This is a genomic window from Ancylobacter mangrovi (genome assembly GCF_024752335.1).
In the GTDB taxonomy this organism is placed as follows: domain Bacteria; phylum Pseudomonadota; class Alphaproteobacteria; order Rhizobiales; family Xanthobacteraceae; genus Ancylobacter; species Ancylobacter mangrovi.
On sequence record NZ_JANTHY010000001.1, the window covers coordinates 967896 to 982436 of the forward strand.

At 69.5% G+C, this 14541-nt stretch carries 14 protein-coding genes; 2 read left to right on the forward strand and 12 right to left on the reverse strand.

Going from position 1 to position 14541, the window contains the following annotated elements; translation table 11 throughout:
• Window positions 1-154: 154 nt before the first annotated feature.
• From NVS83_RS04765 to pxpB, 3 genes are all read right to left on the reverse strand, one after another.
• Window positions 155-907, reverse strand: coding sequence for a GntR family transcriptional regulator (locus NVS83_RS04765; protein WP_258730625.1), 753 nt, complete (start codon window positions 905-907; stop codon window positions 155-157).
• 99 nt (window positions 908-1006) lie between these two features.
• Window positions 1007-2047, reverse strand: coding sequence for a 5-oxoprolinase subunit C family protein (locus NVS83_RS04770; RefSeq protein ID WP_258738293.1), 1041 nt, complete (start codon window positions 2045-2047; stop codon window positions 1007-1009).
• Window positions 2044-2802: a 5-oxoprolinase subunit PxpB gene (gene pxpB, locus NVS83_RS04775; protein WP_258738294.1), complete on the reverse strand. Its 759-nt coding sequence runs from the start codon at window positions 2800-2802 to the stop codon at window positions 2044-2046. Before pxpB ends, NVS83_RS04770 begins: the two co-directional genes overlap by 4 nt.
• Window positions 2803-2957: 155 nt before the next feature.
• Here pxpB and NVS83_RS04780 point away from each other — a divergent pair, with 155 nt between their 5' ends.
• Together NVS83_RS04780 and cofH are read left to right on the forward strand one after the other, a co-directional pair.
• The gene (locus tag NVS83_RS04780; protein WP_258738484.1) at window positions 2958-3722 is read left to right on the forward strand and encodes a LamB/YcsF family protein; all 765 of its coding nucleotides are present in this window, start codon (window positions 2958-2960) and stop codon (window positions 3720-3722) included.
• 5 nt (window positions 3723-3727) lie between these two features.
• The gene (gene cofH / locus NVS83_RS04785) at window positions 3728-6190 is read left to right on the forward strand and encodes a 5-amino-6-(D-ribitylamino)uracil--L-tyrosine 4-hydroxyphenyl transferase CofH (protein ID WP_374115012.1); all 2463 of its coding nucleotides are present in this window, start codon (window positions 3728-3730) and stop codon (window positions 6188-6190) included.
• Window positions 6191-6250: 60 nt separating this feature from the next.
• Here cofH and NVS83_RS04790 read toward each other — a convergent pair whose 3' ends face one another.
• From NVS83_RS04790 to NVS83_RS04830, 9 genes are all read right to left on the reverse strand, one after another.
• Window positions 6251-6643: a hypothetical protein gene (locus NVS83_RS04790; RefSeq protein WP_258738295.1), complete on the reverse strand. Its 393-nt coding sequence runs from the start codon at window positions 6641-6643 to the stop codon at window positions 6251-6253.
• A gap of 231 nt (window positions 6644-6874) precedes the next feature.
• Window positions 6875-7819 carry an LLM class flavin-dependent oxidoreductase gene (locus NVS83_RS04795; RefSeq protein ID WP_258730619.1) on the reverse strand — a complete coding sequence of 315 codons (945 nt, stop codon included), beginning with the start codon at window positions 7817-7819 and terminating at the stop codon, window positions 6875-6877.
• Between the two features lie 32 nt (window positions 7820-7851).
• On the reverse strand, window positions 7852-8658 hold the full coding sequence (locus tag NVS83_RS04800) for a CoA-transferase subunit beta (protein ID WP_258738296.1): 807 nt from the start codon (window positions 8656-8658) through the stop codon (window positions 7852-7854).
• Window positions 8648-9568 (reverse strand): CoA transferase subunit A, encoded by a 921-nt coding sequence (locus NVS83_RS04805; RefSeq protein ID WP_374114518.1) that lies wholly within the window; start codon window positions 9566-9568, stop codon window positions 8648-8650. Before NVS83_RS04805 ends, NVS83_RS04800 begins: the two co-directional genes overlap by 11 nt.
• An 82-nt stretch (window positions 9569-9650) precedes the next feature.
• Window positions 9651-11147, reverse strand: a complete 1497-nt coding sequence (locus tag NVS83_RS04810) for a pyridoxal-phosphate dependent enzyme (RefSeq protein WP_258738297.1) — start codon at window positions 11145-11147, stop codon at window positions 9651-9653.
• Window positions 11148-11250: 103 nt separating this feature from the next.
• Complete coding sequence (locus tag NVS83_RS04815) at window positions 11251-11967, reverse strand: ABC transporter ATP-binding protein (protein ID WP_258738298.1); 717 nt, start codon at window positions 11965-11967, stop codon at window positions 11251-11253.
• Window positions 11960-12721: an ABC transporter ATP-binding protein gene (locus NVS83_RS04820; protein WP_258738299.1), complete on the reverse strand. Its 762-nt coding sequence runs from the start codon at window positions 12719-12721 to the stop codon at window positions 11960-11962. The genes NVS83_RS04815 and NVS83_RS04820 overlap by 8 nt, the downstream gene beginning before the upstream one ends.
• Window positions 12718-13656, reverse strand: a complete 939-nt coding sequence (locus NVS83_RS04825; protein ID WP_258738300.1) for a branched-chain amino acid ABC transporter permease — start codon at window positions 13654-13656, stop codon at window positions 12718-12720. The genes NVS83_RS04820 and NVS83_RS04825 overlap by 4 nt, the downstream gene beginning before the upstream one ends.
• Window positions 13653-14516 carry a branched-chain amino acid ABC transporter permease gene (locus tag NVS83_RS04830; protein WP_258738301.1) on the reverse strand — a complete coding sequence of 288 codons (864 nt, stop codon included), beginning with the start codon at window positions 14514-14516 and terminating at the stop codon, window positions 13653-13655. The genes NVS83_RS04825 and NVS83_RS04830 overlap by 4 nt, the downstream gene beginning before the upstream one ends.
• Window positions 14517-14541 lie beyond the last annotated feature (25 nt).

Sequence of the window (14541 nt, forward strand, 5' to 3'; positions counted from 1 at the left end):
AACCGATTGAAAAGACGGCGAATATTCGGCGCCGTTGAATCGGATCAGCAAGAAGGGCCGCGCTTAACGGCCGGCGCCGCGAAGCCGGCGGGGTGAATGAATCACCTTGTGCGGAACAGGCCGCAAGCGCCTGTTCCGACTCGTTTTTCCTACGTCAGCGCAGCAGGTCGACGTCGAGCTGCACGCAGTCGCCGCGATAGATGATGTCGGCGACATAGACCACGACGTCGTTCTCGTCCTCGACCACGAGATGCGCCTCCACGGTCGGGAAGCCGATGCCGGTGGCGAGCAGGTTGGCGACGCGCGGTTCCACCGTGCCGACGATGAAGCTCTGCTGCGCCCGCTTCACCTTGAGGCCGTCCAGCGTGGCGATGACGCTGATGGTCGGCTCTCGGTCGAAGCGCTCGGGCGCGAGCGCGTAGATGCGCTCGTCGAAATAGACCTTGGCGAAGGAATAGGGCTGGCCGCGCCGCGACTGCACGCTTTCGAGATAGCGGTAGTGCGGGGCCGGCGTGCCGTCCTCGGGGCGGATCGGCGGCGGGGGCGGGTTGGTCGTCACCGGCAGGAAGCGCGGCACGTTGGCGCCGATCGTGCCGGCCAGCGAGTGCCATTTCAGGTCTAGCTTGAGCCAGCGCTTCTCCTCGACCGAGCCGGAGACGAAGGTGCCCTTGCCCTGGATCCGGCGTACCAGCCCCTCGCTCTGCAGCACCTCGACCGCCTGCCGGACAGTGACGCGGGCGACCCGGAACTCCGCCTCGAGCTCCTGCAGCGTGGAGATCTTCTCGTTCGGCTTCCACACGCCGTCCTCGATCCGGCGGCGGATGACGCCGGCGATCTGCAGATAGCGCGGCACCGGGCTGCGGCGGTAGTCGGGATTGGCCAGAGCGGCCGCGGAATCCTTGAGCATCGGCAGTGTCGTTTCCCAGGGCGGCCTTGCATTGGCGCCGGAATCAGTCAGGTCGTCCTATCTTCAGTATCATGCAATCCTATCCGGCGCTCGGCGCCGTTACTCGCTTTCGAAGGCGGATACAACGCCGGAGATGAGATTCTCGCCGAACAGGGCCGCTTCATCGACGCGCGCACCCTCCCGTACCGGCGTGAGCGAGGCGAGCAGGCGGCCAATCTCGGTTTCGAGCCGGCGCCGCGCCTCCTCCGCTTCGGCGACCGACACCGCCGCGAAGCGCAGCTCGGCGCCCGGCAGCAGGCGCCCGGCGGCCGGCAGGTCGGCGGAGATGAGCGTGGCGATCTTGGCGTAGCCGCCGATGGTCTGGTGGTCCGCGAGCAGCACGATCGGCAGGCCCGAGCCCGGCACCTGGATCGAGCCGCCGGCAATGCCGTCCGAGACGATGTCGGCGCTCTCCCGGAAGGCGAGCGGCGCGCCCTCGAGCCGCATGCCCATGCGATCCGCCTCGCGCGAGACGCGGTAGGGCGTGCCGAGGAAGGTGGCTACGCCGTCCTCGGTGAAGGCGTCGGCCTGCGGGCCCAGCACCACCCGCAGCGGCCCTTCGGGGGGGAGCGCGGGCGGGCGCGGCAGTTCGAGCGGCGGCCCCGCCGCCGGCGCCGGGCCGAGCGGCAGCACGTCGCCCGGCGCGACGGGACGCCCCTCCAGCCCGCCGAAGCCGCCCTTCAGGTCGGTTGCGCGCGAGCCGAGCACCTGCGGCACGTCGATCCCGCCCGCGACCGCGAGCACCGCGCAGCCGCTGCCGCCCAGCGCGCCGATGCGCACCCGCGCGCCGGCCGGCACGTCGACCGCCCGCCAGGCGGAAAAGCGCTGCGTGTCGCCCTCGGCCGTGACCTCGATGGTCGCGCTCGCGCCGGCCAGCGCGAGGCGCGCCGGCCCGCCTTCCACGGTGAAGGCCGGCCCCGCCAGCCGGCACTCCAGCGCGGCCGCGTCCGCCGCGTTGCCGACCAGCGCATTGGCAAGCCGCAGCGCCACCATGTCGAGCGCGCCGCACACCGGCACGCCGAACGCCTGGAAGCCGATGCGGCCGCGGTCCTGCACCGTCATCTGCGGGCCGGGCTGGGTGACATGCAGGCGCGCGCTCATGCCGGCACCTCGCAGTCGGGCATATAGGCGCCGTCGGCAACCTGCCGGCGGACCTCCGCGTGGGTGTCCGCGTCCACCGGGACGAAGCGCACCCCGTCCCCGGGCGCTAAGAGCGTCGGCGGGCTGTGCGAGGGATCGAACAGGCGCACCGGCGTGTTGCCGAGCAGCCGCCAGCCGCCCGGCGAGGCGACGGGGTAGATGCCGGTCATGCGCTGGGCGATGGCGACCGAGCCCGGCGGCACCCGCACGCGCGGGGTTGAGAGGCGCGGCAGGTCGAGCTCGGGCAACAGGTCGCCCATATAGGCGAAGCCGGGCAGGAACCCCTGCACATAGACGCGGTAGACCTCGCCGGCATGGCGGGCCACCACCTCCTCTGGCGAGAGGCCGGTGACGCGGGCGACGTCGTCGAGATCGGGGCCGGCCTCCTCGCCATAGAGCACCGGGATCCGCCAGATGCGCGCCAGCGCGCCGTGCGTCGTCTCGCCGAGGTCGAGCGCGCCGACGATGTCCTGCAGCGCGGCGGCGCTGGTCAGGGTCGGGTCGTAATGCACCAGCAGCGAGCGGAAGGTCGGCACGGTCTCGACCAGCCCGGCCGGCGCCGCCTCGGCCAGCACGGCGGCGGCGCGGTGGACGCGGGCGTTGATCTCCGGCGCTATGCGCGCGCCGAACTCGACCGCGAAGGCGGTGTCGCCTACCGGCAGGAAGCGCGCCAGCGCGCCGATGCGCCCGTCCGCCCGCTCGTGCGGTTCGCCCATGCTTCCTCCCCGTGGCAACGCCCGTCGGCCGCCCCGGAACCGGCCGTTGCGGCAATCGTACTAATGTTAGTATGTTTGAGCTTGAATTCCATTATTATTTAATGTGTTAATATCGCACCCATTCAGCCAGAAGGAGAAGGCCCGTGGCAGTGCGCATGAACATCAACGCCGATATGGGCGAGGGCTACGGGCACTACAACATCGGCAATGACGACGCGATCCTGCACCTGGTGCAGAGCGTCAACGTCGCCTGCGGCCAGCATGGCGGCGATCCGGGCGTGATGCGCGAGGTCTGCCTGAAGTCGAAGGAGCGCGGCGTCTCGGTCGGCGCCCATCCCGGCTTCAACGACGTGTGGGGCTTCGGCCGCCGCCAGATCCGCATGAACCCGAACGACCTCGAATACCTCGTCGCCTACCAGCTCGGCGCGCTCGCCGGCATGGCGGCCTATGCGGGGATGAAGGTCACCCATGTGAAGCCGCACGGCGCGCTGAACAACATGTGCGCCATCGACAAGGACTACGCGCTCGCCATCGGCCGCGCGATCAAGACGGTCGACCCCTCGCTCTACTATCTCGCCCTGGCGGGCACGGAGATGGAGAAGGCGGCGCTGGACCTCGACCTGCCGCTGGCGCGCGAGGCCTTCATCGACCGTCTCTACGAGGATGACGGCAATCTGCGCCTGCGCACCAATGCCGACGCCATGATCCGCGACCCGAAGGTCGCCGCCGAGCGCACCGTGCGTATGGTGCTCGACGGCGAGATCATCTCGGTCAACGGCAAGAAGATGCCGACCAAGTTCGACTCGCTGTGCATCCATGGCGACGAGCCGACCGCCATCGCGGTGGCCGAGGCGTGCTGCAAGGCGCTGCGCGATGCCGGCGTCGAGCTGGTGACGCTTCCCGAGATGATGAAGGGCTGAGGCCGATGCGGCGGGATGAGGTGCCGGCCGGCAGGCGGCTCGAGGCCGCCGAGGCCATGGCGCTAGCCGATACGGCGCTGGCGGAGATGACGGCGGCGGGTCGGGACGACTTGCCCGCCCTCATGCGCGCGGCGGCGGCGCGGCGCGACGCGGCCTTCGGCGCCGCCGTCACCGTGTCGCGCAAGGTGTTCATCCCGCTCACCCAGCTCTGCCGCGACGTCTGCCACTACTGCACCTTCGCCCATCCGCCCCGCAAGGGACAGCGCGCCTTCCTGACGCCGGACGAGGTGCTCGACATCGCCCGCGCCGGCGCGCGGGTCGGCTGCGACGAGGCGCTGTTCACGCTCGGCGACAAGCCGGAGCTGCGCTACCGGGTGGTGCGCGAGGAGCTGGAGGCGCTGGGCTACGCTTCGACGCTCGACTACCTCGCCGCCATGGCCGGGCTGGTCATGAAGGAGACCGGCCTGCTGCCCCATCTCAATGCCGGGGTGATGAGCGAGGACGACCTGCGCCGGCTGCGCGCCGTCTCCGCCTCGCAGGGCATGATGATCGAGACCACCTCCGCGCGCCTTTCCGCGCGCGGCGGCCCGCATTTCGGCTCGCCCGACAAGGCGCCCGCGGCGCGGCTCGAGACGCTGGAGGCGGCGGGGCGTGCCGGCGTGCCCTTCACCACCGGCCTGCTGATCGGCATCGGCGAGACCCGCGCCGAGCGGATCGAGGCGCTGCTCGCCATCCGCGACAGCCATGAGCGCCACGGCCATGTGCAGGAAGTCATCATCCAGAACTTCCGCGCCAAGGCCGGGACCCGGATGGCGAACGCGCCGGAGCCGACGCTGGACGACCATCTGTGGACCGTCGCCGTCGCGCGGCTGATCCTCGGCACCGACATCTCGCTGCAGGCGCCGCCCAACCTCCAGCCGGACGGGCTGAAGGCGCTGATCGACGCCGGCATCAACGACTGGGGCGGCGTCTCGCCAGTGACGCCCGACCATGTGAATCCGGAGGCGCCCTGGCCCGCGCTCGCCGCGCTCGCCAACGCGACCGCCCGGGCCGGCAAGGTGCTGGCGCCCCGCCTCGCGGTCTACCCGGCCTATCTCGACGATGCGCCGCGCTGGCTCGACAAGGCGGTGGCGCCCCATGTTCTGCGGCGGGCGGATGCGGGCGGGCTCGCCCATGAGAGCGGCTGGCGGGTCGGCGCGGGCGAGGATTTCGACGACACGGTGGTCGAATGGCCGGTGAGCCCGGCGATCGCGGGCGAGGGCGGCCGGCTCGACCGGCTGTTCGACAAGGCGTTCGACGGGCACGAGCTGTCCGAGGCCGAGATCGTCCGCCTGTTCGAGGCGCGTGGCGACGAGGCCAGCCGCGTCTGTGCGGCGGCGGACGCGCTGCGGCGGGAGACGGTGGGCGAGACGGTGTCCTACGTCGTCACCCGCAACATCAACTACACCAATGTCTGCGCCTATCGCTGCGGCTTCTGCGCCTTCTCCAAGGGCCGGCAGAACGAGCACCTGCGCGGCAAGCCCTATGAGCTCGATCTCGGCGAGATCCAGCGCCGCGCGCTGGAGGCTTGGGAGCGCGGGGCGACCGAGGTGTGCATGCAGGGCGGCATCCATCCGGACTTCTCCGGCGAGACCTACCTCGCGATCATCCGCGCGGTGAAGGCGGCGGTGCCCGACATGCACGTCCATGCCTTCTCCGCGCTCGAGGTGCGGCACGGGGCGGCGACGCTGGGCCTTCCGGTGCCCGAGTTCCTGCTGCGGCTGAAGGAGGCGGGCCTCGGCACGCTGCCCGGTACGGCGGCGGAGATCCTCGACGACGAGGTGCGCGCCATCATTTGCCCGGACAAGCTGAACACGGCTGAATGGCTGGAGACGGTCGGCGCCGCGCACCGGGTCGGGCTGAAGACCACCTCGACGATCATGTTCGGCCATGTCGACCATTACCGGCACTGGGCGCGGCACCTGCTGCGCCTGCGCCACCTGCAGGCCGAGACCGGCGGCATCACCGAGCTGGTGCCGCTGCCCTTCCTGCACATGGAGGCGCCGCTCTACCTGAAGGGCGGCACGCGGCAGGGGCCGAGCCGGCGCGAGGCGCTGCTGATGCACGCCGTCGGGCGGCTGGCGCTCCATCCGCTGATCCCGAACGTGCAGGCGAGCTGGGTGAAGCTGGGGGAGGGCGGCATCGTCGCGGCGCTGCGCGCGGGCGCGAACGACATCGGCGGCACGCTGATGGACGAGTCGATCAGCCGCGCCGCGGGTGGTGCCCACGGGCAGGAATTCCCGCCCGACCGCATGGAGGCGGCGATCCGTGCCGCCGGCCGGCTCGCCCGCCAGCGGACCACGCTCTACGCCGAGGCGCCCTCGCGGCAGAAGCAGCGCTCTTACGCGGCGGCGGCGCTGAACCCGCGCGTGGAGCCGGCGGCCGGCAAGTTCGCCAGGGTCGGCAGCCTCGCCGCGCGGCGAGGCTGAAGCCGGGCACCGGCCGCCACCCGAGCGGCCGGCGGCCGGGCGGAGCAGCTCAGGCCAATGTCAGTAGACGTCCACCGGCACGACCATCGGGCCCCAGGCGCCGAAGTCGAAGGCGGCCTGCTGGTTGATCATCGCCGTCATCTGTTCCTGGCTGACGATCTGCTGCTGGAACACCATCTGCTGGTAGGACTGGAAGTTCGACTGGTTGCCGTAATAGATGCAGCCGCACACGGTCGGGTCGGCGTAGATGTACACCGGCTGCCCGTCCTTGTTCTGCACGATGAACTGGTGCGGGGGCAGCGACTTGAGCGAGGCCACCTTGGTCGGCGTGTCGGCCATGCGTACCTGGAAGCCCGCGGCGGACAGCATGTTTTCCTTGTTCTCGGTCTCGGTGACGCAACCCGCGACGGCGAAGCTGACGAGCGCCAGAGCGGCGATGGAAGGCAGTTTCACGGCTGTTCTCCTGAAGGGGCTTAGCTTCCCGGCGGTTCTACGGTAACGGCAGAGGCGCGGGAGTCGAGCCGTAAAGGCCCTCCGGGGCGCAACATCCGTCCGCACGGTAAACGGCAGCGGGATGCCGCAGGGTTTCCGCCCGCGCGCCCGGCGCGTCGCGGGAGCCGTTCCAGGAACGGAAAACGCCGGCCTTCCGGCCGGCGTCCTGATGTTTCGCGGTGGTCGCGCCGCTCACTTGCGCAGCAGCGGCAGCACCTCGTGGGCGAGCAGGTCGACCTGCTCCTTCTCGTAGCGCCACGGCACGAAGACGATCTTCTTCACGCCGGTCTCGATGTGCCTGGCGATCTGCTCGGCGCACTCGGCCGGGGTGCCGACGATGGCGCTGTCGAAGGTCGAGAGCGAGCCCTTGGACAGGTCCCACTCCGCGTTCAGCCACTCGTTCATCTTCGGCACGCCGACATCGCGCGGGCCGACATAGATCGGGAGCTGGTTGAGGCTGTAGAGCGAGGCCGGGTCGCGGCCCTCCTCCTCGGCATAGGCGGAGATCTTGGCCCAGGCCTCGTTGTAGCCTTCCGGCGTGTAGAAATAGGTGAGCCAGCCGTCGCCGCGCTTGGCGACGCGCTTCAGCACCACGTCGACATAGCCGCCGATCAGGATCGGCGGGTGCGGCTTCTGCACCGGCTTGGGGAACATCACCGCATTGCGCAGGTTCAGCTCGTCCCACTCGCCGGTGACGCTGTCCTCGGTCCAGAGCTTCTTCAGGATGTCGAGGTTGCGGTCCATGATCTTGCCGCGGCGCTCATAGGGAATGCCGACCGCGTCGAACTCGCGCTTGTACCAGCCGACCGCCGCGCCGAGCATGAGGCGCCCGTTCGAGATCAGGTCGATCGAGGAGAGCTGCTTGGCGAGCGTCACCGGGTTGCGAAGCGGCAGCACCAGTACGCCGGTGCCGATCTTGATGGTCTTGGTGCGGGCGGCGACCGCGGTGAGCAGCGACAGCGAGTCGATGATGGGGAAGTTCGGGTCGGTGCCGAGCAGGATGTGGTCCCAGACCCAGAGCGACTCGAAGCCGAGATCTTCCATCCGCACGCCGTAGTCGATCAGCGCTCCCGCGTCCGGCATTTCGGGAAAACGGGTGAAGTTGCGCATCGCCACGCCGTAGGCCGGGGCACTCATGATCGTCTCCGCTGCACGTTAAGGATGGCCGTTCAGGCCGTGTAGAGCTGCTCGGGGTCGAGCTCGCGCAGGATGGCGAGCTCCTCCGGGGTCGGGGGTTCGGTGGTCGTCACGTCCGCCGGCACCGGCAGCTCGAAGCCGGTATTCGCCTTGATGTCCGCCGCCGTGACGCCGGGGTGGAGCGCGACCACCATCATCTGCCGGGTCTCGGCATCGAAGCCGAGGATGCCGAGATCGGTCACCACGCGGAACATGCCGCCCGCCGGCAGGCCGGCCGCGGCGCGGGTCTGCCCGCCATTGATGAAGCCCGGGCTGGTGATGAAGTCGACCTTCTCCACGAAGCGGCGCTTCTCGTGCTTCATGGCGACGATCATGTCGGCGAGGCTGGCGATGTCGTTGCCCCCGCCGGTGCCCGGCAGGCGGATCTTCGGGTTGCGCGCGTCGCCGATGAAGGAGGAGTTGAGGTTGCCGTAGCGGTCGATCTGCGCCCCGCCCATGAAGCCGACATCGACATAGCCGCGCTGCAGCATCAGCAGCACCTCGGTGATCGACACCAGCATGTTGGCGCGCCGGGTGCAGCGCTGCTCATTGGTGGAGGGCGGCAGCTTGCCGGGCTCCACGAACGGGCCGATCACCCCGCCCTCGAACAGGATGGTCAGGCCCGGCGCGTGGGTCTTCTGCGCCAGGATGGCGGCGAGCAGGGGAATGCCGACGCCGGCGAACACGGTCTGGCCGTCCTTCAGCAGGCGCGCGCTCATCACGCCCAGCAGCTCCGACGCCGTGTAGTCCTGCGGGGCGAGGGTGCCGGCGAGGCTCATGCGTGTCGCTTCAATCGTCATAGATGCCACTCCCGCGGCGCTGGGCGTCCAGCAGCTCGGCCATGCCGATGCGGCTGAGGTAGTCGGCCCAGTCCTTCGGCTCGTGATAGAAACGCTCGAGATAGGCGCGCGCGCCCGCCTCCGGGTCGCGGGCGGTCATCTCGGCATACATGTCCATGTGGCTGTAGAACGGCTCGTAGAGCCCGTAGCACTCGTGCGGCGCGCAGCCGAACGGCACCTCGACCACCGCGTCGACGGTGAAGAAGCCGATCTTGGTCTGGTCCGGGTGCCGGCGGATCTGCTCGTTGGAGACCACGCGCTCGGTGGTGAGGATCACCCGGTTGGCGGCCATCGCGATGTCGATGTCCATGAAGGTCAGCCCGTCGAGCTGGGCGTTGCCATAGGCGTCGCAGCGCTGGACGTGGATGATGGCGACGTCCGGGTTGAGCGCGGGCACCGCCAGCAGCGTCTCGCCGGTGAAGGGGCATTCCATGGTCTTCGCCGCGGCGAAGGAGGCGTCGGCCGGCCCTTCGCCGTCGCCGCTCACCATGCCGAGCACGTCCGAGCCGAGCATGGAGCGCATCGGCAGGAAAGGCACGCCCATCGCGCCCGCGCGGTAACGCAGGCCCATCGCCATGTGGCTCCATTCCTCGAAGCGCGCGCGTTTGCTCTCGGTGTAGGCGCGCATCACCTTCGACACGCCCCACACGATGCCCTGGCTGAACCAGCTCGTGATGAGGTGGGTGGAGAGCCCAGACGCGTAGAAGATGTCGCCCTCGGTCGACATGATGGAGCGCGACACGGTGAGGTCGCGCTTGCTCGCCCGCACCAGCGCCCAGATCATCGCGAACGGGGTGCGCGAGGCGGTGCAGCCGCCGACGGCGAGATGGTCGCCGTCGCTCACCAGCTTCGCCGCCTCCTCGAGCGACATCACCTTCTCGCGCAGGCTGCGGTCGCGTTCGCGGGTACGCTGGCGGAGGTCCGAATAGGCCAAGGGGGTCACGCGCGTCTCCTCACGCCGCCTGCGCGATGCCGACATCGCGGTTCATGCGGACGATCAGTTCGTCGAAGATCGGCAGGCTGTCGCGCAGCCCGCGCCAGAACTCCTGGCGGCGGCGGCGGTCGAAGTCCTCGACCGAGACGCCCTGCTGCTCGACCCAGGTGTAGTAGCCGAGGTTGAACACGCGCTGGCGGTCGCGGTGGTCGAGCTCCAGCACGTGGTCCGCGCCCGCGCCGAGCAGGTGCTGGCCGAACGCCTCGCCGGCATCGACCTGGTCGTAGACATTGCCCTTGCGGCCGAGATGCTCGGCCCGCTCGCTCTCGTAGAGCGCCGCGCCGTCGGTGGCGACGGTCATGATGACGTCGTTCTCGTCGAGGTCGAGCCGGCGCGCGGTCTTGATCGCGGCCAGCACGTTGCCGATGCCGGACAGGCCGAGCTGGGCGAGGCCCTCGATGGTGGCGGCGTCGATGCCGCGCCGGCCGGCGAGGTAGCTGCGCCCGGCCTCGGAGCCGAACAGCAGCGCGAGGTCGTCCGTCGCCGCGTCCGACACGCCGGCGACGATGTCGGTGTTGGTGACGTTGTGGATCAGCGGGACGTGCTTGTCGCCGATGCCCTGGATGTTGTGCTCGCCGAAGCCGTTATAGAGCAGCGTGGGGCATTCCACCGGCTCCATGGCGACGATGCGCGTGCCATAGGCCTCCTTCAGCCGGTCGCCCGCGCCGAGCGTGCCGGCCGAGCCTGTGCCGGCGACGAAGGCGGCGAGCCGCAGCCCCGGGGCGGTCTCAGCGAGCGCCTCGAACAGCGTGCCGGCCGCCGCGCCGGTCATGGCGTAGTGGGCGAGGTAGTTCGGGAACTCGGAGAACTGGTTGAGGATGAAGTTGGCCTCGTCCTTCGCCATCTCGGCGCAGGCGTCGTAGATCTCCTTCACGTTGGACTCGGTGCCGGGCGTGCGCACGATGTCCGCCGGGTCGGTGACCCACTTCTCCAGCCAGTTGAAGCGCTCGGCGCTCATGCCGCCCGGCAGCACCGCCACGCCCCGGCAGCCGAGGATGCGCGAGATGGCGACGCCGCCGCGGCAGTAATTGCCGGTGGAGGGCCACACCGCGCGGTGGCGGGTCGGGTCGAACATGCCGGTCACGAGGCGCGGGGCGAGGCAGGCATAGGCCGCCAGCACCTTGTGGGCATGGATCATCGGGAAGTGGCGGCCCTGCATCACCACGATGCGCGCGGGAACGCCCGTGACCGAGCTCGGCAGCTCGATGAAGGAAGGAACCGTCTGCCCGCTCACCGTCATCGCGTTGTTGAACCAGTGCACGCCGAACAGGTTGCGCGGGTCCGGGGCGTCCTTGTCGGCCGCATCGGCCATCGCCCGCGTGCCGGCCGGAATGGTCTGCGGCGCGGCGAGCTGGGCGAAGGTCGGCAGCACGATGCCGCGCTCGCGCAGATGCGCGACGGTGCGCGCGTGGACGCCTTCGTCGGCGATGTGGGTGGGCAGGTCGAACGGATTCATGCAGGCAGCTTTCCGGGCAGCGGGCGGTGCGGGACGTGTCAGCGATTTTCTATGATACTAATGATAGAACCACTTGTGCAAATTCTTATTCATAAAAGAGGTCTTAAATCGACAGGTAGGCTTCGCTGACCGTGGGGTCCCGGGCGAGCTCGGCCGAGGCGCCGCCGCGCGCGACCCGCCCGTTCTCGATGATATAGGCCCGGTGCGAGAGGTCGAAGGCGGTCATCACGTCCTGCTCCACCAGCAGTATGGTCTGCCCGGCCTTGTTCAGCGCCGCCAGCGCCTCGCCCAGATGCTCCACCATGCGCGGCGACAGGCCGAGCGAGAGCTCATCGATCATCAGCAGGCGCGGGCGCGACATGATCCCGCGGCCGACCGCGCACATCTGCTGCTCGCCGCCGGAGAGCGTGGTCGCGTCCTGCCGCTGGCGCTCGCGCAGGATGGGAAACAGGTCGAACACCGTTTCGAGGTCGCGGGCGATCGCCTCCCGGTCCGCGCGCAGATAGGCGCCGAGCATGAGATTGTCGCGCACGGTGAGGCCGCGGAACAGGCGCCGGCCTTCCGGCACATGGGCGATGCCGGCCTTCAGCACCGCGTCCGGCTTGGCGCCGCCGATCTCGGCGCCCTCGAAGCGGATGGTGCCCGCATTCGGGCGCAGCAGGCCGGAGATGGTGCGCAGCAGCGTGCTCTTGCCCGCGCCGTTGGAGCCGACGAGCGCGACCACCTCGCCCGGATGCACCACCAGGTCCATGCCCCACAGCACCTGGATCTGGCCATAGCCGGCGGTGACGCCCTCGAGCGACAGCATCGGGTCAGCCATGGTGCATCTCCTTGAGCCGTGCCGCGAATTTCTGCCCGAGATAGGCCTCGATGACGCGCTCGTCGGCGACGATCTCGGCGCTCGGCCCGTCGGCGATGAGCTGGCCGTGATGGAGCACGAGCAGGCGCTTCGAGAGCGAGAGCACCACCTTCATCAGGTGCTCGATGATGAGCACCGTGACGCCGCGATCGGCGATCTGGCGGATCAGGTTCAGCGCGCCGTCGATCTCCGAGGAGTTGAGCCCGGCATTCACCTCGTCGAGCATCAGCACCTTGGGGTTCATGGCGAGGCTCTTGGCGAGCTCCAGCCGCTTGCGGGCGGCGAGGGCGAGATTGGCCGCCGGCCGGTCGGCGAAGCCGGCGAGGCCGACGAATTCCAGGCTCTCGCGCGCCTTGTCACGCGCGTCGGCCAGCGACTCCGCACCGCCGCCGAACAGCGCGCCGGCGGTGACGTTCTCCAGCACCGTCATGGCCGGGAAGGGCTGGACGATCTGGAAGGTGCGCGCCAGCCCGCGCCGCGCCGCCTCATAGGGCTTCTGGGTGCCGACGTCCTCGCTCTCGAACAGGACGCGCCCCGAGGAGCGGCGCAGATTGCCGGTGACGACATTCACCAGCGTGGTCTTGCCGGCCCCGTTCGGCCCGATGAGACCGACCACCTCGCCCTCGTCGAGCGCGAAGGAGACGTCGGTCAGCGCCTTGAGGCCGCCGAAGGTCTTGGAGACGCCTTCGAGGCGCAGGATCGGCTCGCGGCTCATGTGGCGCCTCCCGACGCGCGGCGCAGGCGCGCGCGCAGGCTCAGCAGGCCGCCGGGCAGGAAGAAGATCAGCAGCACGATGACGACGCCGAGGATGGCGCGGTTCCAGTCGATGAAGTTGGCCCAGAACACCTCCTCGAGCAGCACGAAGGCGGCTGCGCCGAGCGCCGGGCCGACCACCGTGCCGGCCCCGCCCAGGATCGCCATCACCGCGACCTTCACCGTCATCACGATCTGGAACGAGTCGGTCGGGTCGATATAGCCGGTCCAGGAGGCATAGGCGGCTCCGACCGTGGCGCAGAACACGGCGGAGAGCGTGTAGGCGGCGATCTTGTAGGCGGTGGTGTTGATGCCGACCATGGCGGCGGCATCCTCGTTTTGGTGGATGCAGCGCAGGCCGAAGCCGAGCCGCGAGCGGTCGACGATGATGGTCACGACGAGGCTCGCGGCGAGGATGCCCAGCATTACGAACAGGAACAGGCGCGTCACAGCGTCCGGGCTCGCATGGATCAGCGGCACGTTGAGCCCGTCGCCGCCGCCGGTGAGGTCGGACCAGGAGGAGACGATGAGCCGGCACAATTCGACGATGGCGATCGAACCGATGGCGAAGTAATGCCCGCGCAGGCGCAGGATGATACCGCCCAGCAGCACGGCGAAGGCGGCGACGCTGACGGTGGCGATCGCCCAGGCGACGCCCATCGGGATGCCGTTGCGCTGGCAGATCGTGCCGACATAGGCCCCGAGGCCGAAGAAGGCGGCGGTGGAGAAGGACGGATAGCCGGTGAAGCCGCCGATGAAGTTCCAGGAGGTGGCGAGCGCCCCGTACATCGCCACCGTCGCCGCGGTGCGCAGGATGTAGTTGTCGGCATAGAGCGGTGTGGTGCCGAGCAGGACGAGGCCGACCAGGATGGCGGCGTATTGCGCGAGCGGTTTCATTCGTAGCCCTTCACGCCCATGAGCCCGGTGGGGCGGGTCAGCAGCAGCACCAGCATCAGCACGAAGCCGGCGGTGATGGCGTTCTGCGGCCCGAACCAGAACCCCGCGAAGCTCTCCACAAGGCCGAGCACCAGCCCGCCCACCAGCGCGCCGGGCACCGAGCCCAGCCCGCCGACGACGCAGACCACGAAAGCCTTGCCGAGCCAGGTGCCGGAGACGTTGGTGGTGATCGGGAACACCAGCGCGAACACCACGCCGGCGGCGCCCGCCATCAGCGTGCCGATGCCGAAGGTGATGGCGTAGATGCGGTCGGTGCGGATGCCCATCAGCTCGGCGGCGGTGCGGTCCATGCGCACCGCGACGATGGCGCGCCCGATGTTGGAGCCGCGCATCACCGCGTAGAGCAGGAAGGTCAGCAGCAGCGCGAGCCCGGTGCCGAGCAGCCGGTCCACCGGCAGCACCACCGGGCCGAGGTTCACCGCGCCGAGGTCGAGCGTGATGCGCCGCGGCGTGGCGGTGAACCAGTAGGTCATGAGGTTGTAGAGGATCATGTCCAGCCCGAAGGTCAGCGTCAGCGTGGTCAGCACCGGCGCGCTGACGACGCGGTTGATCGCGCCGCGCTGCAGGACGAAGCCGAGGGCGAACATGAGCAGGGCGACCACGGGCAGCATCACGATGGGATGGATGCCGTAATAGTGCCAGGCGAAATAGGTGAGGTAGCCGCCGAGGATGATGAACGAGCCGTGCAGCATGTTGATCACGTTCAACACGCCCCAGACCAGCGAGAAGCCGACCGCCAGGCACGCATAGAGCGCGCCCAGCATCAGGCCGTTGGCGATGGTTTGCAGGTAGATGGCCATCGGGTCACTTGCGTTTCGGCTTCAG

Bases quoted from the DNA above. Each gene is read 5' to 3' on its own strand.
- NVS83_RS04800 (WP_258738296.1), bottom strand. From the start codon at position 8,658: ATGACGATTGAAGCGACACGCATGAGCCTCGCCGGCACCCTCGCCCCG.
- pxpB (WP_258738294.1), bottom strand. From the start codon at position 2,802: ATGGGCGAACCGCACGAGCGGGCGGACGGGCGCATCGGCGCGCTGGCG.
- NVS83_RS04770 (WP_258738293.1), bottom strand. From the start codon at position 2,047: ATGAGCGCGCGCCTGCATGTCACCCAGCCCGGCCCGCAGATGACGGTG.
- NVS83_RS04780 (WP_258738484.1), top strand. From the start codon at position 2,958: ATGAACATCAACGCCGATATGGGCGAGGGCTACGGGCACTACAACATC.
- NVS83_RS04765 (WP_258730625.1), bottom strand. From the start codon at position 907: ATGCTCAAGGATTCCGCGGCCGCTCTGGCCAATCCCGACTACCGCCGC.
- NVS83_RS04795 (WP_258730619.1), bottom strand. From the start codon at position 7,819: ATGAGTGCCCCGGCCTACGGCGTGGCGATGCGCAACTTCACCCGTTTT.
- NVS83_RS04810 (WP_258738297.1), bottom strand. From the start codon at position 11,147: ATGAATCCGTTCGACCTGCCCACCCACATCGCCGACGAAGGCGTCCAC.
- NVS83_RS04815 (WP_258738298.1), bottom strand. From the start codon at position 11,967: ATGGCTGACCCGATGCTGTCGCTCGAGGGCGTCACCGCCGGCTATGGC.
- cofH (WP_374115012.1), top strand. From the start codon at position 3,728: ATGCGGCGGGATGAGGTGCCGGCCGGCAGGCGGCTCGAGGCCGCCGAG.
- NVS83_RS04830 (WP_258738301.1), bottom strand. From the start codon at position 14,516: ATGGCCATCTACCTGCAAACCATCGCCAACGGCCTGATGCTGGGCGCG.
- NVS83_RS04805 (WP_374114518.1), bottom strand. From the start codon at position 9,568: ATGTCGCTCGAGGAGGCGGCGAAGCTGGTGAGCGACGGCGACCATCTC.
- NVS83_RS04820 (WP_258738299.1), bottom strand. From the start codon at position 12,721: ATGAGCCGCGAGCCGATCCTGCGCCTCGAAGGCGTCTCCAAGACCTTC.
- NVS83_RS04825 (WP_258738300.1), bottom strand. From the start codon at position 13,656: ATGAAACCGCTCGCGCAATACGCCGCCATCCTGGTCGGCCTCGTCCTG.